This is a genomic window from Streptococcus parasanguinis (genome assembly GCF_015557775.1).
Taxonomy (GTDB): domain Bacteria; phylum Bacillota; class Bacilli; order Lactobacillales; family Streptococcaceae; genus Streptococcus; species Streptococcus parasanguinis_AA.
This window is the reverse complement of the sequence record NZ_JADNOY010000002.1, coordinates 1-24,108: the sequence shown is the minus strand read 5'-3', so window position 1 is coordinate 24,108 and position 24,108 is coordinate 1. Positions and strand designations below refer to the sequence as shown.

Annotated in this window: 21 protein-coding genes and 4 tRNA genes; 18 read left to right on the top strand and 7 right to left on the bottom strand. The window is 35.2% G+C overall.

Annotated features, from left to right (window positions below; genetic code table 11):
* The first annotated feature begins 40 nt into the window (after positions 1–40).
* A complete protein-coding gene (locus I2F76_RS03285) occupies positions 41–2,608 on the top strand; it encodes a YfhO family protein (RefSeq protein ID WP_125826821.1) in 2,568 nt (855 codons plus the stop codon).
* A gap of 98 nt (positions 2,609–2,706) precedes the next feature.
* Here the strand turns inward: I2F76_RS03285 and I2F76_RS03280 are convergent.
* From I2F76_RS03280 to rlmH, 6 genes are all read right to left on the bottom strand, one after another.
* A tRNA-Asn gene (locus I2F76_RS03280) sits at positions 2,707–2,780 on the bottom strand.
* An 8-nt stretch (positions 2,781–2,788) separates the two neighbouring features.
* Positions 2,789–2,860 (bottom strand) — tRNA-Glu (locus I2F76_RS03275).
* Positions 2,861–2,910: 50 nt separating this feature from the next.
* The gene (locus tag I2F76_RS03270; protein ID WP_003009229.1) at positions 2,911–3,669 is read right to left on the bottom strand and encodes a response regulator transcription factor; all 759 of its coding nucleotides are present in this window, start codon (positions 3,667–3,669) and stop codon (positions 2,911–2,913) included.
* Complete coding sequence (locus I2F76_RS03265; RefSeq protein ID WP_195487232.1) at positions 3,666–5,006, bottom strand: sensor histidine kinase; 1,341 nt, start codon at positions 5,004–5,006, stop codon at positions 3,666–3,668. Before I2F76_RS03265 ends, I2F76_RS03270 begins: the two co-directional genes overlap by 4 nt.
* Before the next feature lie 348 nt (positions 5,007–5,354).
* Positions 5,355–5,428, bottom strand: a tRNA-Arg gene (locus I2F76_RS03260).
* Between the two features lie 42 nt (positions 5,429–5,470).
* The gene (gene rlmH / locus I2F76_RS03255) at positions 5,471–5,950 is read right to left on the bottom strand and encodes a 23S rRNA (pseudouridine(1915)-N(3))-methyltransferase RlmH (RefSeq protein ID WP_049514969.1); all 480 of its coding nucleotides are present in this window, start codon (positions 5,948–5,950) and stop codon (positions 5,471–5,473) included.
* Between the two features lie 204 nt (positions 5,951–6,154).
* Here rlmH and I2F76_RS03250 point away from each other — a divergent pair, with 204 nt between their 5' ends.
* The 5 genes from I2F76_RS03250 to I2F76_RS03230 all read left to right on the top strand — a co-directional run bounded on the left by I2F76_RS03250 (position 6,155) and on the right by I2F76_RS03230 (position 11,295).
* Positions 6,155–7,336: a S1C family serine protease gene (locus I2F76_RS03250; protein ID WP_195487231.1), complete on the top strand. Its 1,182-nt coding sequence runs from the start codon at positions 6,155–6,157 to the stop codon at positions 7,334–7,336.
* A gap of 71 nt (positions 7,337–7,407) precedes the next feature.
* A complete protein-coding gene (locus tag I2F76_RS03245; protein WP_049475056.1) occupies positions 7,408–8,169 on the top strand; it encodes a ParB/RepB/Spo0J family partition protein in 762 nt (253 codons plus the stop codon).
* A 267-nt stretch (positions 8,170–8,436) separates the two neighbouring features.
* The gene (gene dnaA, locus I2F76_RS03240) at positions 8,437–9,795 is read left to right on the top strand and encodes a chromosomal replication initiator protein DnaA (RefSeq protein WP_003009237.1); all 1,359 of its coding nucleotides are present in this window, start codon (positions 8,437–8,439) and stop codon (positions 9,793–9,795) included.
* 159 nt (positions 9,796–9,954) lie between these two features.
* Positions 9,955–11,091, top strand: a complete 1,137-nt coding sequence (dnaN, locus tag I2F76_RS03235; RefSeq protein ID WP_049475055.1) for a DNA polymerase III subunit beta — start codon at positions 9,955–9,957, stop codon at positions 11,089–11,091.
* Positions 11,092–11,103: 12 nt separating this feature from the next.
* The gene (locus tag I2F76_RS03230) at positions 11,104–11,295 is read left to right on the top strand and encodes a DUF951 domain-containing protein (protein WP_003002008.1); all 192 of its coding nucleotides are present in this window, start codon (positions 11,104–11,106) and stop codon (positions 11,293–11,295) included.
* 35 nt (positions 11,296–11,330) lie between these two features.
* Here the strand turns inward: I2F76_RS03230 and I2F76_RS03225 are convergent, their stop codons facing one another.
* Positions 11,331–11,828: a DUF1307 domain-containing protein gene (locus I2F76_RS03225; RefSeq protein ID WP_031574824.1), complete on the bottom strand. Its 498-nt coding sequence runs from the start codon at positions 11,826–11,828 to the stop codon at positions 11,331–11,333.
* A 177-nt stretch (positions 11,829–12,005) separates the two neighbouring features.
* Between I2F76_RS03225 and ychF the strand changes: the two genes are divergently transcribed.
* From ychF to I2F76_RS03170, 12 genes are all read left to right on the top strand, one after another.
* Positions 12,006–13,121 carry a redox-regulated ATPase YchF gene (gene ychF / locus I2F76_RS03220; protein WP_049475054.1) on the top strand — a complete coding sequence of 372 codons (1,116 nt, stop codon included), beginning with the start codon at positions 12,006–12,008 and terminating at the stop codon, positions 13,119–13,121.
* A gap of 69 nt (positions 13,122–13,190) precedes the next feature.
* On the top strand, positions 13,191–13,760 hold the full coding sequence (gene pth / locus I2F76_RS03215) for an aminoacyl-tRNA hydrolase (protein ID WP_009731938.1): 570 nt from the start codon (positions 13,191–13,193) through the stop codon (positions 13,758–13,760).
* Between the two features lie 4 nt (positions 13,761–13,764).
* Positions 13,765–17,259 (top strand): transcription-repair coupling factor, encoded by a 3,495-nt coding sequence (gene mfd, locus I2F76_RS03210; RefSeq protein WP_024056450.1) that lies wholly within the window; start codon positions 13,765–13,767, stop codon positions 17,257–17,259.
* Between the two features lie 68 nt (positions 17,260–17,327).
* Entirely contained in the window at positions 17,328–17,594 is a 267-nt protein-coding gene (locus tag I2F76_RS03205) for an RNA-binding S4 domain-containing protein (RefSeq protein WP_003002258.1), read from the top strand.
* Positions 17,587–17,955, top strand: a complete 369-nt coding sequence (locus I2F76_RS03200) for an FtsB family cell division protein (RefSeq protein ID WP_003009251.1) — start codon at positions 17,587–17,589, stop codon at positions 17,953–17,955. Before I2F76_RS03205 ends, I2F76_RS03200 begins: the two co-directional genes overlap by 8 nt.
* Before the next feature lie 3 nt (positions 17,956–17,958).
* Positions 17,959–18,087 carry an SP_0009 family protein gene (locus tag I2F76_RS10655; protein ID WP_003009253.1) on the top strand — a complete coding sequence of 43 codons (129 nt, stop codon included), beginning with the start codon at positions 17,959–17,961 and terminating at the stop codon, positions 18,085–18,087.
* Positions 18,080–19,345, top strand: a complete 1,266-nt coding sequence (locus I2F76_RS03195) for a serine hydrolase (RefSeq protein WP_272157584.1) — start codon at positions 18,080–18,082, stop codon at positions 19,343–19,345. Before I2F76_RS10655 ends, I2F76_RS03195 begins: the two co-directional genes overlap by 8 nt.
* A complete protein-coding gene (gene tilS, locus I2F76_RS03190) occupies positions 19,345–20,619 on the top strand; it encodes a tRNA lysidine(34) synthetase TilS (protein WP_129299524.1) in 1,275 nt (424 codons plus the stop codon). Before I2F76_RS03195 ends, tilS begins: the two co-directional genes overlap by 1 nt.
* A gap of 4 nt (positions 20,620–20,623) precedes the next feature.
* Positions 20,624–21,166, top strand: coding sequence for a hypoxanthine phosphoribosyltransferase (hpt, locus tag I2F76_RS03185; protein WP_003018402.1), 543 nt, complete (start codon positions 20,624–20,626; stop codon positions 21,164–21,166).
* Between the two features lie 10 nt (positions 21,167–21,176).
* Entirely contained in the window at positions 21,177–23,150 is a 1,974-nt protein-coding gene (gene ftsH / locus I2F76_RS03180; RefSeq protein ID WP_049473251.1) for an ATP-dependent zinc metalloprotease FtsH, read from the top strand.
* Between the two features lie 91 nt (positions 23,151–23,241).
* Positions 23,242–23,313, top strand: a tRNA-Glu gene (locus tag I2F76_RS03175).
* Between the two features lie 155 nt (positions 23,314–23,468).
* Positions 23,469–23,948, top strand: a complete 480-nt coding sequence (locus tag I2F76_RS03170; RefSeq protein ID WP_003009261.1) for a sigma-70 family RNA polymerase sigma factor — start codon at positions 23,469–23,471, stop codon at positions 23,946–23,948.
* Positions 23,949–24,108: the final 160 nt, after the last annotated feature.

Genomic DNA, 24,108 nt, shown 5'->3' with positions numbered 1-24,108 from the left:
GCCCTGAAATCATTATTTCAGGCTCTTTCAGTAGAAATATATGAATAAAACAAAGCTAAAAACATCCCTTTTTATAGTATCTTCTTTCCTGATTCCAGCTATCATGATGTTCTTTATTTACCTCTCACAAGGAATCTACTGGAACAGTGATACATCCCCCTTATTAGGAGATGGTTATCATCAGTATGTCATTTTTGATACCACACTTCGAAATATTTTACACGGGACAGATAGCCTATTTTACAGTTTTCAAAGTGGATTAGGTATTAATTTCTATGCACTCAGTAGCTATTATCTAGGAAGTTTCTTTTCTCCTCTTGTCTACTTCTTTAATGCACAATCCATGCCGGATGCTGTTTACCTCATCACTCTTCTTAAATTTGGAGCTATTGGGTTAAGCACTTATATTAGTTTACATGGAATGTTTTCTAAAATTCCTAGATCCCTGGTTCTTACCCTTTCAACCTCATTTGCTCTTATGAGTTTTGCTATCAGCCAAATTGAAATCAAAACTTGGCTAGATGTTTTTATCCTAGCACCATTAATTCTTTATGGATTCAAAAAACTCATTTACAATGAGGGAGAGATTCTCTACTTTATCAGCTTAACCAGCTTGTTTATCCAAAATTATTATTTTGGGTTTATGATGTCTATTTTTCTTATTTTATGGTACTTGACACAACTGTCATGGGACATCAAAAGAATTGGAAAACGCTTCTTTCATTTTGTGATTGTATCTCTTTTATCAGTTATAACAAGCCTTGTGATGTTATATCCAACCTTCTTAGATTTACGCACTCATGGAGAAAGTTTTTCAAAGGTTGACAGTATCTTTACAGAAAAAAGTTGGTATCTTGACGTATTTGCAAAAAATTTCATTGGAAGTTTTGACACTACTAAATATGGATCAATTCCAATGATCTACGTGGGATTGTTTCCACTTCTATTAGCGATCACCTTTTTCTTTGTAAAGTCGATCAAGTTTCACGTGAAACTTTCTTACTTTATACTCTTGACCATTCTTATTTTGAGTTTTCGTTTTCAATTATTAGATCTCCTTTGGCAAGGTATGCACGCGCCAAATATGTTTCTTCATCGATACTCTTGGATCTTTTCTTTGACGATTATTCTGATGGCAGGAGAAGTACTAAATCGAATAGAGGAGATCACTTGGATTCGTTTTAGTCTTGCTAATTTCCTCCTTATTCTAGGATTTGGAGCAACTGTCCTTTACAGCAGTCACTATAAATTTTTAGATGCTGTCAATTTCATTGTTACTTTTGAATTTTTAATTGCTTTCTATTTGGTCTGTTTAGGATTTATCCTAAAAAAGATACCGCCTAGACTTTTCTATCTTTCGATCCTTTTTTTCTCCATTTTTGAATTATCGGTAAATAGTTATTATCAAATGGAAGGAATTGCGAATGAATGGGTCTTTGCTTCTCGCTCATCCTACGAACGCGACTTAAAAGCCATCCAATCCTTAGTAAGAGAGAAGACAGACTCAAATTATCGGACTGAGATTCTACATCCACAAACGGGCAATGATAGCATGAAGTATGGTTATAATGGAATTTCTCAATTTTCATCTGTACGAAATACGGATGCTAGCTCGACATTGGACAAACTAGGATTTAAATCTGAAGGAACTAACCTCAATCTTCGATACCAAAACAATTCTATTTTAATGGATAGTCTATTTGGTGTTCGCTATAATTTAAGCCAACAACCTGTTCAAAAATTTGGATTTAAAGAGATTGCAACCAAAAATGGAGTCTCACTTTCAGAAAACGAATATGCCTTACCAATCGCCTTTCTGTCAGCAAAACCTTATAAAAATACTTCCTTTACGAATTTGACACTGGATAATCAGACACGATTCATCCATCAAATCACAGATGAAAAATATAAATTTTATAAGAAATTAACTATTCTCTCGCCTACTTCACAAAATACTACATCTTCGTTGCAAACTGCAAAAATTGAAGAAGATAGTCATCTATCCTACGCAAGTATTCAATATGAAGTAACGGTTCCTGCCCATAGCCAACTATATGTCAATGTTCCAAATTTACAATTTTCAAACGATGATCGGAAAGATATTGAAATCAGCTACAATGGACAGACCCAACGCTATACCATTGATAATGCCTTTCCATTCTTTTCGATTGGCCATTTTGACACAGAGGAAACGATTACTATTCGTATGAGTTTTCCAGAAAATTCGACGGTCTCCTTTCAGACGCCAGAATTTTTTTCTCTGGATCTTGACCAATATACACAAGCTATCGCTAGCATTCGTCAGCAAGAAGTTGCTATTCACAAAAAGAAAAACAAATTGGTAGCAGCCTATAACGCAAATAGAGACACTACCCTTATTTTTACACTCCCTTATGATAAAGGCTGGTCAGCTAAACAAAATGGAAAGCCTATCCAAATTCATCGCATCCAGAAAGGATTGATGGGAGTTCGTGTTTCAAAAGGATCCGGAACAGTCACCTTAACATTTGTTCCCCAAGGCTTCATTGAAGGACTCATTGCCTTTTTCGTTGGAATCATTCTCTTTTTCCTCTACGAATGGAGACAAATAAAAAGACGAAAAAGCTAAGGAATCTAACCATCGTTCACTTATAAATAAAAGGCTAGGATAGTCATTATCCTAGCCTTTTTCAAAACAAAAACACACCCAAATGGGTGCTATACTAGCTCCGCCAGTAGGACTCGAACCTACGACATCATGATTAACAGTCATGCGCTACTACCAACTGAGCTATGGCGGAATGAGATATAGTCCGTACGGGATTCGAACCCGTGTTACCGCCGTGAAAAGGCGGTGTCTTAACCCCTTGACCAACGGACCATATATTCATTAACAGAACATATCCCATTATATCAAAATTTAACTAATTGTCAAGCACTAAATTCTAAATTTTGCTCTTCAATTAATTTTTTGGCACGTTTGATATTGCTTCTTGAGATTGGACAAGAATACCCTTCTTTCAACAGCAGCTGTTTCTTTTTCTTATCCATTCCAATGATCATACTTCTATTCACGATAAAAGATTGATGGGGACTGAAATATCTCTCCTCCACATCTTTCTCCAAGACATCTGATAAACTTCCCGCAATTTCTTTTTGAAAATTTTTCCCAACTAAGTTTAATTTATAAGCCGAACCAACAGTTTCAATATAGAGAATATCCTTAAATGGAATTTTTATCTTTTTATCCTTAAAGTCATACTCAAAATAATCTGTCAAATCATCATTTCCAATTTGAATAGTTGTTAGGTACTCAATACACTCCTTGATTTTTAATCTAAATAAATCTTCATTCAAATTTTTATCAATAAAATCTAAGGCAGATACTTTATAACGATAGGTAATCGAAGCGAATTCTGATTTTGTAGTAATAAAAACAATAATGGCATAAGGATTTGCTTCTCGTATTTTTTGAGCAATTTCCAGCCCACAATACTCATTGTCTTGGATATGAATATCTAGAAAATATAATTGGTGGATATCCGAATGTTGGATATAATTTTCAAATTCCGAAATTTTACCGGTAGAAATCACTTCAAGTTTAATTTCTAATTCCTTAGCAATTTCTGCAATATGTTTTTCTACCCGTATCTGTTGAGAGAGCTCATCTTCTAATAAAAAAATCTTCATTCTTGTTCGTATCCTCCAATCTTCAAAACTTGTAAAAAACGATTTCCTTGCAATTCCGTTTCTAAAAACATCGTTCCATAATTTGCTAAGATTTTTCTCACATTATTTAATCCTAGTCCTCTATTTTCTCCTTTTGTCGAATAGCCTTCTTCATATATTTTTCTAATATCAAAAGTGATTTCATTTGTTGTATTATGAATCACTAAGTAAACAATTTTTGAAATAGAGAAAATAGCAATATGAACTTTCTTTTCTTCTGCTTCTTTTGAAGCTTCCAAAGCGTTTGTCACTAGAATCCCAACGATTCTCACGATATCCAATAAATCAACTGGTAGTTGCTCGATTGGTTCACTCGTTTCAAAGGTCATTTCTACCCCAGCATCTCTTGCATCCAACCAACCTCGAATCAAAATACTTCGTAAAGCAGAATCTTTGATATTGACCAAGTTGAATCCTGATAATGCTTCTGTATTGATCTCTTTATAACCTTTTTCCAATACTTCTCTATGGATTCTCTGTATTTCTGGAATATTTTCTTCCTCAATAGCTAATGACATAGAAATAACTAAATTTCCCAAATCATGACGAAATCCCCTAACAATAGAATAGAGACTTTGAATTTCAGCCATATACCGACTCATTTGTTGCTCAGAAAATTCTTTATACTCCAGTTCTAAATTTTTACGATACTGATCTCGCTCGATTTTCATATGGAATAAGCTGACTACAAAAGAGAAAAAACAAATCGTTGCCAACATACTCCCAAAATTTTTAAATTGCGCTTGTTCACTAATCCATAAAGCAAAATTAATCACTACAAATATAGCAAAATAGACACAGATGAGTCTCTTTAAATATTTTTCAAATTCTTTCTCATAAAAAGGAGTAAAATCAAATTCAAATAGGTCAATTAACTTCAAAATGATTCCTAAAGAAAGCAAACGAATACACATATTGTAGACAATCGAGTAAGCTGCTACAACAGCATCCCCCAATACTGAAGAGACAATTATCGTCAGAAAAGTTGCTGTTCCTTCAACCGCTAAATAAGTAAAAAAAGAATAAAAAATGGCGCACAAGCGATTCGTCCGATTGGCATAATGATAATAAGGATATAAATAAACCGGCCATAAGAGCATATTTAAATCAGAAAGTCGAATATTTGAAAATAAAGTCACATCTAAAAATACTAAGAGACTTTCAAAAAGAAGAACAAAGGTGCTCAGCAGAAAGATAAATGCAAATTGATGTTCCTGATAGATTTTTTCGTCCACTAATGCAAACGTCAGAACAATGATCCCTCCCAAGAGAAAAGACAAGATTAATGACTGAATCACACAAACTCTCCCACTTTGTTTTTTCTATTTTATTATACTCTAGTATTATTATAAAAAAATAAAATTTTATATACAAAAAATTATAATATAAAATAGCCTAAAATTAAAGGGAATAGGTAAAATTGTAATTTTTTTAATGTTTTTGTTACATGAATGAAAACTATTTTACACAATTTATATAATCTACACTTTACACTATATAGGGATTGTTAGTTCTTTTTTAAAATTTTCCTAATAAATCATTCTATTACTATTTATCTAAAGTAAAGTATACAAAAATTAATAGATAATGAAAATTTATACATTTTACAAAAAAGAAAAGATGCAGTAAAAGCTACATCTTTCATTTGATCCCAGCAGGATTCGAACCTGCGACCGTTCGCTTAGAAGGCGAATGCTCTATCCAGCTGAGCTATGAGACCGAACTTACTTCATTTTAGCAGAAAAAGGAAGGAGCGTCAAGGTTATTTATGGTAAGGACTCCCCTGTTGAATCATGAAAGCACGATAGATTTGTTCCACCAACACTAATTTCATCAACTGATGAGGAAGAGTTAATTGACCAAAGCTCATTAATAGATTTCCTCTTTTTTTCACTTTAGGAGACAGACCAAGACTGCCTCCAATAACAAAAGTAAGGTTTGAATAACCAGATGTCATAATCTGGTCAATCGTTTGACTAAATTTCTCTGAAGGAAATTGTTTTCCTTCGATGGCCAATACAATCACATATTCCTTATCTGAAATTTTAGAGAGAATTCGTTCCCCCTCTTTTTCAAGGATTTGTTGATTTTCGAGTTGACTAGCACGATCTGGAGTTTTTTCATCAACTAACTCAACCTGTTCTACTTTTGCAAATCGACCAAGCCTTTTAATATACTCCGCGATCCCATCTTTTAAGTATTTTTCTTTTAATTTTCCAACGGTTATCAATTTAATTTTCATTCCCCTATTGTAGCATAATTCTTCAATTTCACAAATAATCCACAGCTATAGAAAGGAAATCTATTCTATAAAGTCCTTTTTAAAGGCATTTCTCAACTAAATTCTACAAGTTATCCACAATTTGTGGATAACTTTAGTTATTTAAGATATAATTAAGAAAGTTTTTCTATACTATAGACAATTTGATATCCTTAGGAGGAAAATATGAAATCTTCATCTAATTTACTGAAAAAAATTGGAAACGTAGCCCTCATTTTTGTTGTAGGTTTTCTAGGTGGGATTCTTGGAACCTTTTTAACCTTACAAACATCTCATTCTTCTACTTCAAATACTGAAAGTAAGCAAGTCCACTCAACCACTGTTAAAACAGCTTATAAAAATACAACCTCAACTAGTGAGGCCGTAGACAAGGTGAAAAATGCTGTAGTTTCTGTGATTACTTATTCTGATTCTTCGAATCAAGGGTTATTTGAAAAAGAAGAAAACTCTGACTCACAAATTTCTAGTGAAGGTTCTGGGGTCATTTATAAAAAAGAAGGAAAATATGCCTACCTTGTTACCAACACCCATGTAATCAATGGTGCTAAAAAAGTAGATATTCTTTTAGCAGATGGGAATAAAGTCCCAGGAGAAGTAGTTGGGTCAGATGTCTATTCTGATATTGCAGTCGTTCGTATTAGTGCGGATAAAGCAAAGGCAGTAGCTGAATTTGGAGATTCAAACCAATTAACAGTCGGTGAGACTGCAATTGCAATTGGTAGCCCTCTTGGAACAGATTATGCTAATTCTGTTACCCAAGGGATTATTTCCAGCCAAGGCCGCAATGTGAAATTGAAAGCCGATAATGGACAAAATATCTCTACACGCGCCTTACAAACAGACGCAGCCATCAACCCAGGAAACTCTGGAGGTCCATTAATCAATATTCAGGGACAAGTCATCGGGATTACCTCAAGTAAAATTTCAAATAACGGACAAACTTCAGTAGAAGGAATGGGATTTGCAATTCCTGCAAATGATGTTGTCAATATTATCAAGCAACTAGAAGAAAAAGGAAAAGTAGTTCGACCAGCTCTTGGAATCCAAATGATGGATTTATCCAACCTTTCAACTTCTGATTTAAGCCAATTAAAACTTCCTGAAAAAATCTCTGGAGGAGTACTGGTTCGTTCAACACTTGAAAATATGCCTGCTTCAGATAAATTGCAACGTTATGATGTCATCACAAAGATCGATGATACAGATATCGAGTCAACGGCAGATTTACAATCCGCCCTCTATTCTCACCAAATCAATGATACGATCAAGGTCACATTCTATCGTGATGGAAAACAACAAACAACTTCTATCAAGTTGACAAAATCAACTGAGGATCTGAGCGATTAACGTTCACTTTCTTGACATACTTGTAAACACACCTTTACGAATTTGTAAAGGTGTGTTATTCTATTTATAAGATGGAAAAATTAGAAAAAATAGCGGTAAAGGACATTCGAACCAATCCTTTCCAACCAAGAAAAGTATTTGATCAAGAAAAATTAGAAGAACTGGCTCAGTCAATCAAAGAAAATGGCTTAATTCAACCCATTATTGTCAGAAAATCTCCAATAATTGGTTTTGAATTGCTTGCAGGTGAAAGACGTTTTAGAGCTTCAAAAATTGCTGGATTAGATCTTGTTCCTGCGATTATTAAAGAGTTAACGGATCAAGAAATGATGCGACAAGCCATTATTGAAAATCTTCAACGAGAAGATCTCAATCCAATTGAAGAAGCTATCTCCTACCAGAAGCTCGTTGATCATGGCTATAAGCACGACCAAATCGCTCAATTTATGGGGAAATCTAGACCCTACATCAGCAATATGCTTCGCTTGTTACAACTAGCTCCCTCTGTTCAAGAAGCAGTCATTCAAAATGATATTTCTTCGGCTCACGCGCGTGTTCTTGTTCCTCTTGATGAAGAAGAGCAGCGATTTTGGTTAGAGCGAATCAAACAGGATCATTTAAATGTTCGAACATTAGAAAATAAGATCAGTTCAAAAAGAAAACAGAAAAAACAAAAAGCAAAAGAGAGCTTCCTACTGGAAGAGGAACAGCGATTGAAAAAAATATTAGGAACAGATGTGACGATACACTCCTCTTCTCAAAATAAAGGAACTATCCAAATTTCTTTTTCCAGTCTTGATGAATACCAACGAATTATCAACAGCCTTAAATAAGGCTGTTATTTTTATTTTTTGTATTGACAAGCTTTTCCACCATAAAAATCTTTTGTAAATAGCAGAAAAATAAGGATATTCACTAGTTATCCCCACTTTGTGGATAACTTTTAAAAACAATGTGAATTTAAATCCACAACTTGTGGAAAAGTTTAAAACTATAATTTAATTTCATGAAATTTAGCCTGTGGAAAACTATTTTTGTTTGTGGTAGAATAGGAGTACGTATGATTTGATACAATTCAAGAAAAGGAGGGAAGTCTGATAGTGTCACAAGAAGAGCAATTTTGGTCTCGTTTTTTAGAATTAGCCCAATTACAACTAAAAGATAGTGCCTATGATTTTTTTGTCGCCGATTCAAAATTAGTAAAAATCGATGGAGAGACGGCTACCATTTATCTTGATGGGAATTATAAAGAATTATTTTGGGAAACAAATCTAAAAAATGCTTTGATCACAGCCAGCTTTGAAGTCTACAATACAGATTTGAAGTTCCATTTCGTTTTTGAAGATACCGAAGAAATTCCTAGTAGTCATAGCAGTGAGAATAGGAGATTATCTTCAGGTAGCTTAACAACCGAACCGTTGCCTAAAATTGATACAGGCCTGAAATCAAAGTACACCTTTGATAATTTTGTGCAAGGGGATGGAAATATTTGGGCGAAAGCAGCAGCGCTTGCAGTTTCTGAAAATCTTGCAACAACTTACAACCCTCTCTTTATCTATGGTGGACCAGGACTTGGAAAGACTCACCTATTGAACGCAATTGGAAATCAAATCCTAGAAAATATTCCAAATGCACGGGTTAAGTATGTCCCAGCAGAAACCTTTATTAATGAATTTTTAGAACACCTTCGATTAGGAGAGATGAAGACGTTCAAGAATACCTATCGAAGTCTTGATCTCTTACTGATCGATGATATCCAGTCACTTGGTGGGAAAAAAGTCACGACTCAAGAGGAATTCTTTAATACCTTTAATGCCCTCCATAGCGACAACAAGCAGATTGTTCTAACAAGCGATCGAAGTCCGGATCATTTAGATAGTCTTGAAGAGCGGCTGGTTACTCGTTTCAAATGGGGACTCACGCAAAATATAACACCACCTGATTTTGAAACTCGGATTGCCATCTTACGGAATAAAATTGAAGATCTAGACTATATTTTTCCTAATGACACACTAGAATATCTAGCTGGTCAGTTTGATTCAAATGTCCGAGACTTAGAAGGTGCCTTAAATGATATTTCTTTAATGGCGAAGGTTAAGAAACTAAAAGAAATTACGATCGATGTTGCAGCTGAAGCTATTCGAGCTCGTAAAAACGATAATAGCAAGACGCTTGTCATCCCTATTGAAAAAATTCAGGAAGCAGTTGGAGCCTTTTATGGAGTCAGTGTAAAAGAAATTAAAGGTTCGCGAAGAGTTCAGAATATTGTCCTAGCACGACAAGTGGCTATGTATCTTTCAAGAGAGATGACGGACAACTCACTTCCTCGAATCGGAAAAGAATTCGGTGGGAAAGACCATACGACTGTCATTCATGCCTATGAAAAAATTAAAAGTATGGTCGACACAGATGATAATCTACGACTCGAAATTCAAAGTATCAAGAAAAAGTTAAATTAATCTGTGGATAACTTTCTCTAAACTTCTAGGGGTTATGCACAATTTTTAAACAAGTAACTTTTCAAGTCATAGACAGGATTCTGAGAGTTTTCCACAACTTCCACACAATCTACTATTACTATTAACTTACTAATCATAAAATAAATAAAAGGAATGACCATGATAAATTTTTCTATTAACAAAACTTTATTTTTACAAGCATTAAATACTACCAAAAGAGCGATCAGTTCAAAAAATGCTATCCCAATCCTTTCCACGATTAAAATTGATGTCACTCCAGAAGGAGTTGCCTTATCTGGATCGAATGGCCAAATTTCAATTGAAAACTTTATTTCTATCAAAGATGAAAATGCTGGTTTATTGGTGACCTCTCCAGGCTCTATTTTATTGGAAGCAACTTTCTTTATTAATGTGGTTTCAAGTTTACCAGATGTTACTTTAGATTTTAAAGAGATTGAACAAAAACAGGTTCTTTTAACAAGTGGAAAATCAGAAATTACACTTAAAGGAAAAGATGCAGATCAATATCCACGTATTCAAGAAATTGCTGCAAGTAATCCATTAGTTTTGGAAACAAAATTATTAAAACAATTAATTAATGAAACAGCATTTGCAGCAAGTGTACAAGAAAGTCGGCCAATTTTGACAGGTGTTCACTTTGTTCTATCGAATAATAAAGAGCTAAAAACAGTAGCAACAGACTCTCACCGTATGAGTCAAAAAGTGATTACACTGGAGAAAAATGGAGACAACTTTGATGTTGTCATCCCAAGTCGCTCTCTTCGTGAATTCACCTCTGTTTTTTCTGATGATATTGAAACAGTTGAGGTTTTCTTTGCTAACAATCAAATCCTATTTAGAAGTGAACACATTAGTTTCTATACCCGTTTGCTAGAAGGAAATTATCCTGATACAGACCGTCTCATTCCAACAGAATTCAATACAGAGGCAACCTTCAATGTGGCCAACCTTCGATTTGCAATGGAGCGTGCTCGTCTTCTTTCAAATGCGACTCAAAACGGAACGGTTAAATTAGAGTTCAAAAATGGAGTAGTTTCTTCCCACGTTCATTCACCAGAAGTTGGGCGAGTAAATGAAGAGATCGATACGAGCGCCGTTTCAGGAGAGGATTTGTCTATTAGCTTTAATCCAACTTATTTGATTGAAGCGCTCAAAGCTATTGATAGTGAACAAGTTGTTATTCGTTTTATTTCTTCTGTTAGACCGTTTACATTGGTTCCAGAAGGAAATGAACAAGGGTTCATTCAATTGATTACGCCAGTTCGCACAAATTAACAAAGGTGAATCATGTATACGTTAGGTGATTTTGTAGAAATGAAAAAGCCCCACGCTTGTGTGATTAAAGAAACAGGCAAGAAGGCAAATCGTTGGGAAATTACGCGACTTGGTGCAGACATAAAAATCAAGTGTAGCAATTGTGATCATGTGGTCATGATGAGTCGCCATGATTTTGAACAGAAAATGAAGAAAGTACTATAAAAGGTTCAGTCACTTATGTGACCGAACCTTTTCGATTATTTTAATTCTTCAAATTTTCCATTTTTAACTTCTTTGAAACCACCCTGTTTCATCATATCAAAAGTTGATTTGAAGCTGATATAGTCGACTTTTTTATCTTTTTGTGTCGTTACTAATTTCTTTTCAATTAGCTGATCTAAGTCTGCCTTTTCATAATTTAGTGTTGTTTTTTCAACCATATAATCATCTTTATATTCAGCAGAATGTGTGAATCCTTTGACATCTTTGTATTCTTCATCATATTTATCGATCATTTCCTTTAATTGATCTTTCGTAACTCCCGCCTCTTTGTAATAAATAGTAGTGGTGGTTTGGTTACTGATCGCTTTATCACCTTTATGTTCTAGTGTAATACGAACATCTGTTTTCTTTTCTTGGTTGATTGCCTGAAGATAGGATTTTTGAACAGATTGTTGTCCACAAGCTCCAAGAAGAAAGAGAGTAAAGATAGCGATTAAAGAAAGAAAAATAGATTTCCATGTTTGTTTTTTCATCTGAAAAACTCCTTTGTTCATTGTTAAATATAGTATACCATTTTTATCTTTTTAGAACGTTACAGTTTGATGAAAAAATCTAGTTTCAAAGGTGATGAAATATTTCATTTTTCATCACTTGTCTTTTGAATTATGTTATAATAAAAGAGATTGAAATTTGAACGGAGAAAAAGAAAAATGGCATTAACAGCAGGTATCGTTGGCTTACCAAATGTTGGTAAATCAACCCTATTTAACGCAATTACAAAAGCAGGAGCAGAGGCCGCAAACTATCCCTTTGCAACCATTGATCCAAACGTTGGGATGGTAGAAGTTCCAGATGAACGCCTCCAAAAATTGACGGAAATGATTACTCCTAAGAAGACAGTTCCGACTACTTTTGAATTTACAGATATTGCGGGGATTGTGAAAGGGGCTTCTAAGGGAGAAGGACTTGGTAATAAATTCTTGGCCAATATCCGTGAAGTAGATGCCATTGTTCATGTGGTACGTGCTTTTGATGATGAAAATGTCATGCGGGAGCAAGGTCGTGAAGATGCCTTTGTTGATCCACTGGCAGATATTGATACCATCAATTTAGAATTAATTTTAGCCGACTTAGAGTCTGTCAATAAACGCTATGCGCGTGTAGAAAAAATCGCTCGTACACAAAAAGATAAGGATTCTGTTGCGGAATTTAATGTTCTACAAAAAATCAAACCAGTTCTTGAAGATGGTAAATCGGCTCGGACCATTGAATTCACTGAGGAAGAACAAAAAGTGGTGAAAGGACTTTTCCTTTTGACTACCAAACCAGTTCTTTATGTAGCCAATGTGGATGAAGATGTTGTTGCAGATCCAGATTCTATCGAGTATGTGAAGCAAATTCGTGACTTTGCGGCAACAGAGAACGCGGAAGTCGTGGTGATTTCTGCGCGTGCTGAGGAAGAAATTTCTGAGCTAGATGATGCAGATAAACAAGAATTTTTAGAGGCGATTGGCCTAGCAGAGTCTGGAGTTGATAAACTCACGCGTGCAGCTTACCATTTACTAGGACTTGGAACTTATTTTACAGCTGGTGAAAAAGAAGTACGTGCTTGGACTTTCAAACGTGGTATGAAAGCTCCTCAAGCAGCTGGTATCATCCACTCTGATTTCGAAAAAGGATTTATCCGTGCCGTGACTATGTCTTATGATGATTTGGTGAAATATGGATCTGAAAAGGCTGTAAAAGAAGCAGGACGCTTGCGCGAAGAAGGAAAAGAATATGTTGTCCAAGACGGGGACATCATGGAATTCCGTTTTAATGTGTAAGATAGTTAAAAAAATGTAAAGGTTGGAAAAAAATATTTCCAACCCTTTTAGTGTTTTGAAAGGAAAGAGATGACGAAATTAATTGTTGGATTGGGAAATCCAGGTGATAAGTATTTTGAAACGAAACACAATGTAGGCTTTATGTTAATTGATCAAATGGCAAAGTCTTTAAATCTTACTTTCTCCCATGATAAGATTTTTCAAGCCGATATTGCCTCAACATTTTTAAATGGCGAAAAGGTCTATTTTGTAAAGCCAACCACTTTCATGAATGAGAGTGGAAAAGCAGTCCATGCCCTTCTGACTTATTATGGTCTGGATATTGAAGATCTTTTGGTTATTTACGATGATTTAGATATGGAAGTTGGCAAGATTCGTCTTCGAGCTAAAGGATCAGCTGGAGGTCATAACGGAATCAAATCGATTATTAATCATATTGGAACTCAGACTTTTTATCGAATTAAGATTGGAATTGGAAGACCTAAGCAGGGCATGTCAGTTGTTCATCATGTCTTAGGAAAATTTGATAAAGACGATTACATCACTATTCTACAAACAATCGATCGAGTAGAAGAAGCGGTTAACGATTACTTAGTAGAAGAAAATTTTGAAAGAAGCATGCAGAAATACAACGGGTAAGTAGATGAATGTAATTGATTTAGTGAGTCAAAACTCCAACCTTCTATCCTGGCAACAAGGTTTGCAAAAAAATAATAGGGAATTAATCTTAGGATTGTCTGCGACCACAAAGGCTATTGTAATGGCTTCAGCCTTTGATTCTATTGAAAAAGCAGTCCTCATTACTTCCAGTTATAACGAAGCAGAACGATTGGCTAGTGATTTTATTGCTTTACTTGGAGAAGAGAAAGTCCATACATTTTTGGGAGATGATAACCCTTTAGCAGAATTTGTTTTTGCTTCACAAGAAAGGCAATTTTCACGATTAGAGGCTTTGAACTTTTTATGTCAAGAGGATCGTCAAGGCATCCTTGTGACCAATGTGAGTGGTATAAAACTACTATTACCTTCTCCTAAAGTTTTTGCATCTAGCATTTTTCAATTGAAGGTCGATCAAGAAATAGACTTAACTACTCTGAGTGAAACATTACAGAAGATTGGCTACCAAAAGGTGAGCCAAGTTTTGCAACAGGGAGAGTTTAGTCTACGAGGAGATATTTTAGATATCTTTGAGATCGACCAACTCCAACCCTATCGGATTGAATTTTTCGGAGATGAGATTGATGGAATCCGAATCTTTGACCCAGAAAGTCAGCGTTCTGTTGAAAATGTTGAAGAAGTTCAACTGAAGGCAGTGAGTGATCTATTGTTGCAAGAGGAAGATTTCATCCGTGGTCAGCAGCAAATCGAACAATTGCAAGAACAGAGCGCGAATGAAGAATTTAAATCTTATCTAGCAGAAATTTTAGGAGATATTTCTCAAAGGAAACTTCATCCGGATCTTAGAAAATTTATTAGTTTCTTTTACGAGAAGCAATATACCCTATTCGATTATCTCCCTAAACACACTCCTGTTTTTCTGGATGATTATCAAAAAATAGCAGATCAAATAGCGAGATTTGAACTAGATACAGCTAATCTCTTGACGGAAGATTTACATAAAAATAGAGCTTCTTCTCGCCAAGTGTATTTTGCAGACACCAGTACAACATTACGAAAATATACGCCTGCAACTTATTTTTCAAACTTTCAAAAAGGATTAGGAAATCTGAAGTTTGATCATTTGTATCAATTCAATCAATATCCCATGCAGGAGTTTTTTGGACAATTTGATTTACTAAAAGAGGAAATTGAACGGTATCGAAAATCAAACTATACAGTTATTATCCAAGCAACTTCTCATCACAATCTTCAACAGCTCCATAAAAATTTAGAAGAGTATGGGATTCGATTAGATTATATTGATGGGGATACGATCATTCCTCAAGCTAGTCAATTAGTTGTTGGAGGACTAGCTCACGGTTTTCAATTTGTTGATGAAAAAATTGTCTACATTACAGAATCAGAGATTTATCAGAAAAAGATCAAACGAAAGATTCGCAGGCAAAATATTTCCAATGCAGAACGCCTAAAAAATTATAATGAACTGGAAAAAGGGGACTATGTTGTTCACCAAGTTCATGGTATTGGTCAATATTTGGGAATTGAAACGATTGAAATTTCGGGTGTCCATCGTGATTATGTTTCAATTCAATATCAAAATGGAGATCGCATCTCGATTCCTGTCGATCAGATTCAGATGTTGTCCAAATACGTTGCAAGTGATGGAAAAACGCCAAAAATTAACAAGTTAAATGATGGGCGTTTCCAAAGAACGAAGCAAAAGGTTCAGACCCAGGTGGAGGACATTGCGGATGATTTGATAAAACTTTATGCGGAGCGTAGTCAATTAGAAGGCTTTGCCTATTCCCAAGATGATGAAAACCAAGAGGCTTTTGAACAAGATTTTCCATATATTGAAACAGATGACCAATTACGTTCCATTGAAGAAATTAAAAAAGATATGGAATCGAATCGTCCGATGGACCGATTGCTGGTTGGAGACGTCGGTTTTGGGAAAACAGAGGTCGCTATGCGAGCAGCTTTTAAGGCAGTAAATGATCATAAACAAGTAGCAGTGCTGGTTCCTACCACTGTTCTTGCCCAACAACATTATGCCAATTTTAAGGAGCGTTTTGAATCTTTTGCAGTAGAAGTTGCTGTTTTAAGTCGTTTCCAGAGTAAGGCAGAGCAGAAAGAAACGCTTGAAAAGTTGAAAAAAGGACGAGTGGATATTATTATTGGAACTCACCGGCTCTTGTCCAAAGATGTTGTTTTTTCAGACTTAGGCTTAATCGTGATAGATGAAGAACAACGTTTTGGAGTGAAGCACAAAGAAACCTTGAAAGAATTGAAAAAAAAGGTGGATGTGCTTACCTTGACAGCTACCCCTATACCTCGAACTCTTCATATGTCTATGCTAGGAATTAGAGATTTGTCTGTCATTGAAACACCTCCTACCAATCGATATCCTGTGCAAACTTTTGTACTAGAGACCAATCCAACTATTATTCGAGATGCTGTGTTGCGGGAGATGGATCGTGGAGGACAGGCCTATTATCTTTACAATAAGGTAGATACAATTGAACAAAAGGTGTCTGAATTAAAAGAGTTGATTCCAGAGGCTTCGATTGGCTTTGTTCATGGCCAGATGAGTGAAGTTCGCCTGGAAAATACCCTGTTGGATTTCATTAATGGCGAATACGATGTCTTAGTGACGACAACCATTATTGAGACAGGTGTGGATATTCCAAATGCTAATACACTCTTTATTGAAAATGCGGATCATATGGGACTTTCAACGCTTTATCAATTAAGAGGTCGTGTGGGACGAAGCAATCGAATTGCTTATGCCTATTTGATGTATCGTCCAGACAAATCTCTTACAGAAGTGTCTGAAAAACGCTTAGAAGCTATTAAAGGTTTTACTGAGTTGGGGTCTGGATTTAAAATTGCTATGCGAGATTTATCGATCCGTGGAGCAGGGAATATCCTTGGAGCTTCTCAATCTGGTTTCATCGATTCAGTTGGTTTTGAAATGTATTCTCAATTGTTAGAAGAAGCTATTGCTAAGAAACAAGGCCAAGAGCATCGTAGGCAAAAGAGCAATGCAGAGTTGAACCTTCAAATAGATGCATATTTACCTAATGAATATATTTCAGATCAACGTCAAAAAATTGAAATTTACAAACAAATTCGTGAAATGAATTCTGCGACGGACTATGAATATTTGCAAGATGAATTGATCGATCGTTTTGGAGAATACCCAGATGTTGTGGCCTACCTACTTGAAATTGGTTTAGTGAAAGCTTACTTGGATCAAGTCTTTGTCCGTCTTGTTGAGAGAAAACAACAAAAAGTGACAGTGAAATTTGAACCTATTGCCAAACAACTGTTTTTAACACAGGATTATTTCAAAGCTCTGTCAATGACACAGTTAAAGGCACAGATTGCAGAGGAAAAAGGATTGATTGAAGTGATCTTCGATATTCGAAATAAGAAAGATTTTGAAATTTTAGAAGCTCTGAAGCAATTTGGTCAAACCTTATTGGAAATTAAACAGGAAAAAGAAGAGGACTAGAAGTTCTTAGCTCATTTTTCGCATTTTATGTATAAAAAATGATACAATACTATGTTAGAGGTGACAGTATGAGATTAGATAAATATTTAAAAGTTTCTCGCATTATTAAGCGTCGTCCTGTTGCAAAGGAAGTTGCAGATAAAGGGCGGATCAAAGTCAATGGAGTATTAGCCAAAAGTTCAACGGATTTGAAAGTGAATGATCAAATTGAAGTTCGTTTTGGAAATAAAGTATTGACGGTTAAAGTCTTGGAAATGTTGGATAGTACAAAAAAAGAAGATGCATCCAAAATGTACGAAATAATTAGTGAAACAAGGATAGAAGAAGATGCCTAAAAATATCGTTCAAATGAACAATAAATATATCAAAGACGAAAGTCAGCGAAAACGTTTTTTAGAAGAAGAAAGAAAAAAACGCAATCGTTTTCTAGGGCTCGTTTTGATATTGGTCATGTTACTGTTTATTCTTCCAACTTATAATTTAGCCCAGAGCTATCAATCGCTACAAGATAAGAAAGAACAATACAAACAGTTGGAAAAAGAGTATAAAGAAACAAGTGAACAAAAAGAATACCAACAAGACATCGCTAAAAAATTAAAAGACGATGATTATGCAACAAAATATGCACGCGCAAAGTATTCTTTTTCAAAAGATGGTGAATATGTTTATACCATCCCAGATTTACTCCCCCAATAACCGATGGAAAATATCTTACAAACAGTTAAACAATTTCTTGAATTTTCAGATGAAAAATTAGAGGAATTAAAAAAGAAAAACCAAATGATCAAACTTCAAAAGGATGAAAAGGAAAGGAATACAGGTGTCTAAACGATTTCTGCTCCTATTGTTAGTTCCAATTTTATTTATTGGGTCTCAAGCAGCGAGTATCGAGCAGTCTGAGTTTTCTCAGACAATGGCTCATCCATCAGAACTTTATTTTTCTTCAATTCCAGCGAACCCGAATGTCTATCGCAAAATTTCTGTTTTTTCTGATCCTCAGTTGAAAAAAGCAAAAGGAGAAATTCTTCCCAACACACCGTTTACAATCGAACAACTCTTTGTAAATGATGAAGGGAAAGCTGTATTTAAAATAGCAGATAAGGGATATGTATTAGCAGATTCTTCTGTCATTTTTTCTGATGTTGTACAAGAAACACAAGAAAAAAAACAAGACATGTGGCTAAAACCTGGTTTTAAAATGTATGACCGACCCTTAATAAATGGTGCAAAAGAAAAAAATACACCTCTTTCTCCTTATACAAAAGTGACAGTCTTACGTACAGCTAAGACTTTACGAGATGAGTTTGTGGAGATTGAAGGTCAGGGCTGGGTGAACAAAGCATTCGTTACTGAAAAAGATAATCGAATGGAAAAAGTCCAGGACTTGTTAAATAGTAAATACAATTCTCCTTCGTATGGAATCTATGTAAAACAATTAGAGACTGGAAATACTGCTGGAATCAATCCGCAAAAAGAAATGTATTCTGCCAGTGTAACGAAATTACCATACTTGTACTACGTCCAAGAACAGCTCAATAAAAAAGCCATTTCTCCAACTACAACCTACAAATATATTCCAGAAGTCAATGATTTCAAAGGTAGCTATGAACCAGAAGGAAGTGGTAGCCTTTCAAAAACACCAGATGGAAAAGAATATAGTGTTCAAGAGTTGGTAGATAAAATTGCAAAAGAATCAGATAATGTTGGACATAATATCTTGAATTATTATGTCACTCATCAATCAGATCAAGACTTCCAAAAAACTTTGGATAAAATTGCAAAGAAACATTGGGATGTTGAAAAAAGAGAAGCATCCGCTGAAATGGCTGGCAATGTCATGGAGGCTGTCTATCAACAAAATGGCCCTATTATTGATACACTCTCCTCTACAAAATATGATGATCAACGGATTGCGCGTGACCTTCCAGTAAAAGTTGCTCATAAAATTGGAGATGCCTATGATTTTAGACATGATGTTGCAATTGTATATACAAATTCACCCTATGTAATAGCCATTTTTACAGATCATTCGAATTATGATACGATTTCCAACATTTCAAAAGATATCTATGAGGTATTGAAATAATGGAAAAGCGATTTTTAGAGTTTTGTGAAAAACAAGATCTATTTACTCCCCATCGCCGTGTTTTAGTTGCCTTATCTGGTGGATTGGATTCAATGAATCTGTATGAACTTTTATATAAGAATAAAGAACGATTGAAAATCCATCTGGTACTCGCTCATGTCAATCATGGACAAAGACCAGAATCAGATTTAGAAGAAAGTGAACTTCGAACGCTAGCTGATAGGCGAGAGACACGTATCCATGTGGCTCACTATTCGGGTGATTTTACAGAAGCAAAAGCTCGTACCTTTCGTTATGATTTTTTTAAACAGATTATGGAGAAAGAGGATTGCACCGCTTTAGTAACAGGTCATCATGCAAACGATCAAGCCGAAACAACTTTCATGCGCTTAATACGAGGAACAAAATTACGCCATTTAAGTGGTATTCCTGTACGCCAACCATTTGGTAAGGGTGAGTTAATCCGTCCTTTGTTAACTTTTACCAAAGATGAGTTGATGAAAATCCCTCACTTTGAAGACAGTAGCAATGACTCACAGGACTATTTTCGAAATCGTGTACGCCATCAATACCTTCCAGAATTTGAAAAAGAAAATCCCCAAATGCAAGCAAGTCTTCGCTATTTAGCAGAGGAAGTGAATCATTGGCACCAAGCACTGAAAGAATTGACTAGCGAGTTAAGCATTCAAGATTTAGCTTCTTTTAGAACGTATTCTCATTCTGTACAATCATTCTTATTAGAAGAGTATTTGGCACAATTTCCAGATTTGCAACTTGGTAGGGCCCAGTTTCAAGAATTATTAGATTTACTGCGAAAAAAAAGAAATTGCATTCATTATTTAAAGTCGAATTATGAATTACATCAAGAATATGATTTCTTTGAAATACAAAAAATCAGTCAAAAGTCGGATGACCAACCCCTCCCATTTTTGTTAGAATTTGGGAATATCTTTGAAATTGCAAATTATAAACTATCTTTTGGACAACCATTAGTAGGAGAAAATGTAGAAATTCTTTCTGTTTCACGCGAAACTCCCATCTTAATTAGAAGGAGAAAGGAAGGAGATCAGCTGCTTGTTAATGGCCACCATCAAAAATTAAGACGGTGGTTTATCAACCATAAAATTTCAATTTCTCTTCGGCAAAAGGCTCTCATTATAGAACAAAATCATAATATTCTTTCTGTAGTGGGATTGGTAACGAGTGATTTGAGTAAGCTCTCAAAAAGTGGTATAATGAAAGACAGTCTTTATATTCAAAAAATAGATAGGTAAAAACATGTTAGAAAAAGATATAAAAAAAGTATTGGTTTCACATGATGAAATTGTAGAAGCAGCAAAGAAATTGGGTGAAACCCTAACAAAAGAGTACCAAGGAAAAAATCCAATTTTTGTTGGAATTTTGAAAGGCTCTGTTCCATTTATGGCAGAGTTGATCAACCACGTGGATACACATATTGAATTGGATTTTATGCTGGTTTCAAGTTATCATGGTGGTACAGCAAGCTCAGGTATTATTAATATTATCAAGGATATCGACCAAGATATTACTGGTAGAGATATTTTATTTGTAGAAGATATTATCGATACAGGTAAAACCCTCAAGAGTCTAAAAGAACTCTTTGAAGAACGAAATGCAGCATCTGTGAAGATTGCTACCTTACTGGATAAACCTGAAGGACGTTTGGTTGAGATTGAAGCAGATTACACCTGCTTTACGATTCCAAATGAGTTTGTTGTAGGATATGGTTTAGACTATGATGAAAATTATCGTAACCTACCCTATGTTGGTGTATTAAAAGAGGAAGTGTACTCAAAATAGAGGAGACTAGATGAATAACAGAAAAAATAACGGTTTTGTCCGAAATCCATTTCTGTATTTGTTGATTATTGTAGCGGCTGTGACAGGATTCCAGTACTTTTTTGCGGGTAATGGGGTTGGTCAAAGTCAGCAAATCAACTACACAGAATTGGTCAAAGAAATTAAAAATGATAATGTAAAAACGATCAGTTACCAACCAAATGGTAGTGTGATTGAAATTGCAGGTACCTATAATAAAGCAAAAGAATCAAAAGAAGATACAGGAATTCAATTTTTTACCCCAAGTGTTCAAAAAGTATCTCGCTTTACTAGTGTCATCCTTCCATCTGATATCACTGTCAATGAATTACAAAAATTAGCAGCTGACCACAAAGCAGAAATCACCATTAAGCGTGAGAGCTCAAGTGGCATGTGGATAACAATTCTCACTTCAATTGTTCCATTTGTTATTGTCATGTTCTTCTTCTTCTCAATGATGAACCAAGGCGGTGGCGGAGGTGCCAGAGGTGCCATGAACTTTGGTCGTAATAAAGCCCGCGCTGCTAATAAAGAAGATATTAAAGTTCGTTTTTCAGATGTAGCAGGAGCTGAAGAAGAAAAACAAGAACTTGTTGAAGTTGTTGAATTTTTAAAAGATCCAAAACGCTTTACTAAATTGGGTGCAAGAATCCCAGCAGGTGTGCTTCTTGAAGGCCCTCCCGGAACTGGTAAAACCCTTTTAGCAAAAGCAGTAGCTGGTGAAGCTGGAGTGCCATTCTTCAGTATCTCTGGTTCTGACTTCGTTGAAATGTTTGTCGGAGTCGGTGCTAGCCGGGTTCGTTCACTTTTTGAAGATGCTAAAAAAGCAGCACCAGCCATTATCTTTATCGATGAAATTGATGCTGTTGGGCGCCAGCGTGGTGTAGGTCTTGGTGGTGGAAATGATGAACGTGAACAAACCCTTAACCAGCTCTTGATTGAGATGGATGGTTTTGAAGGCAACGAAGGAATCATTGTTATCGCAGCAACTAACCGTTCTGATGTCCTTGACCCTGCCCTTCTTCGTCCTGGCCGTTTTGACCGTAAAGTATTGGTTGGACGTCCAGATGTGAAAGGTCGTGAGGCAATTCTTCGTGTTCATGCTAAGAATAAGCCACTTGCTCAAGATGTGGACTTGAAATTAGTTGCTCAACAAACACCAGGATTTGTCGGTGCTGATCTCGAAAATGTTTTGAACGAAGCAGCCTTGGTTGCAGCTCGTCGAAATAAAAAAGTAATTGATGCTGCTGATATCGATGAAGCAGAAGATCGTGTTATTGCAGGTCCATCTAAGAAAGATCGGACGATTTCACAAAAAGAACGTGAAATGGTTGCTTATCACGAAGCTGGTCATACAATCGTTGGTTTGGTCTTATCAAATGCTCGTGTAGTTCATAAAGTTACGATTGTTCCACGTGGTCGTGCAGGCGGTTACATGATTGCCCTTCCTAAAGAAGATCAAATGTTACTTTCTAAAGAAGATATGAAAGAACAATTAGCTGGGCTCATGGGAGGACGTGTTGCCGAAGAAATTATTTTCAATTCGCAAACAACGGGTGCTTCAAATGACTTTGAACAAGCTACCCAAATGGCGCGTGCAATGGTGACAGAATATGGTATGAGTGAAAAACTTGGACCGGTCCAATATGAAGGAAATCATGCAATGTTTGGTGCTCAAAGCCCACAAAAAATGATTTCAGAACGAACAGCTTACGAAATTGATGAAGAAGTTCGTAGTCTGTTGAATGAAGCCCGTAATAAAGCGGCAGAAATTATTCAAGGAAATAGAGAAACGCATAAACTAATTGCGGAAGCTCTATTAAAATATGAAACCTTGGATAGTGTTCAAATTAAATCATTATATGAAACAGGAAAAATGCCTGAAAATTCAGAGCATGAATTAGAAGAAGAAGCAAAACCTCTATCATATGATGAGATTAAGTCAAAATTAGAAGAAAATAACTAATTCAAAAGAAGGAAAATATTTCCTTCTTTTTTTATTAAAAAAGTGTTGACAGAGTAAAAATATTCTGTATAATAGAATATGTTGTAAAAATGGTCCGTTGGTCAAGGGGTTAAGACACCGCCTTTTCACGGCGGTAACACGGGTTCGAATCCCGTACGGACTATCGATGAACTGTCACCAAGTGGCAGTTTTTTTTGTGTATTTGGAAAAAATAGTTAAAAATAATAACCAAATAGTTAAAAAAACGAGCAGAATAGAAAAAAAGTCCAATGGGCTTCTTTATTTTTATAAAATACAGATAAAAGTAAAGGAGAGCTTATGGAATTTAATAAAATGTATCAAAAAGTAAAATATATCGTAAGAAAATGTGAAAAAGAGTATTATATTCAATTATGGGAAAAGGATGATTGGGAACAAGAAGGTCAGCTAACTCTGTTTGAACTTTATCAAAAAAATCCTGAAATTGAAACAAATGAAGAATTACTTTATACATATTTCAAAACAAAATTTAGAAATCATATTAAAGATAAAATAAGACAACAGGAAAGTGATAAGAGAAAAATTAATAGACTTCCATATATTGAAATTGGAGAAATTAGTCACAGAATTTCATCAAGAAAAATATATTTAGATGAGCTGGTTGTTCTGAGAGATGCATTAAAACGTTTTAAAGAAAAATTAACAGTAAAAGAAAAAGAACAATATGAAGCATTACTAGCAAACAGAAGATGTCTAGGAAAAACAAAAATGAAAAAGAAATTAGAGAACTATCTAAAGGATTTTAAAAATTCAATTTAAGAACTGAAAGTTGACAGTGTATAAATGAACTTTCAAAAAAATAAAATTTTTTGGAAAAAAGTGTTGACAGTAAGGTAAGGTCGTGATATACTAATATAGTTGTCGCGCGAGAGCGACAAAGACCTTTGAAAACTGAACAAGACGAACCAATGTGCAGGGC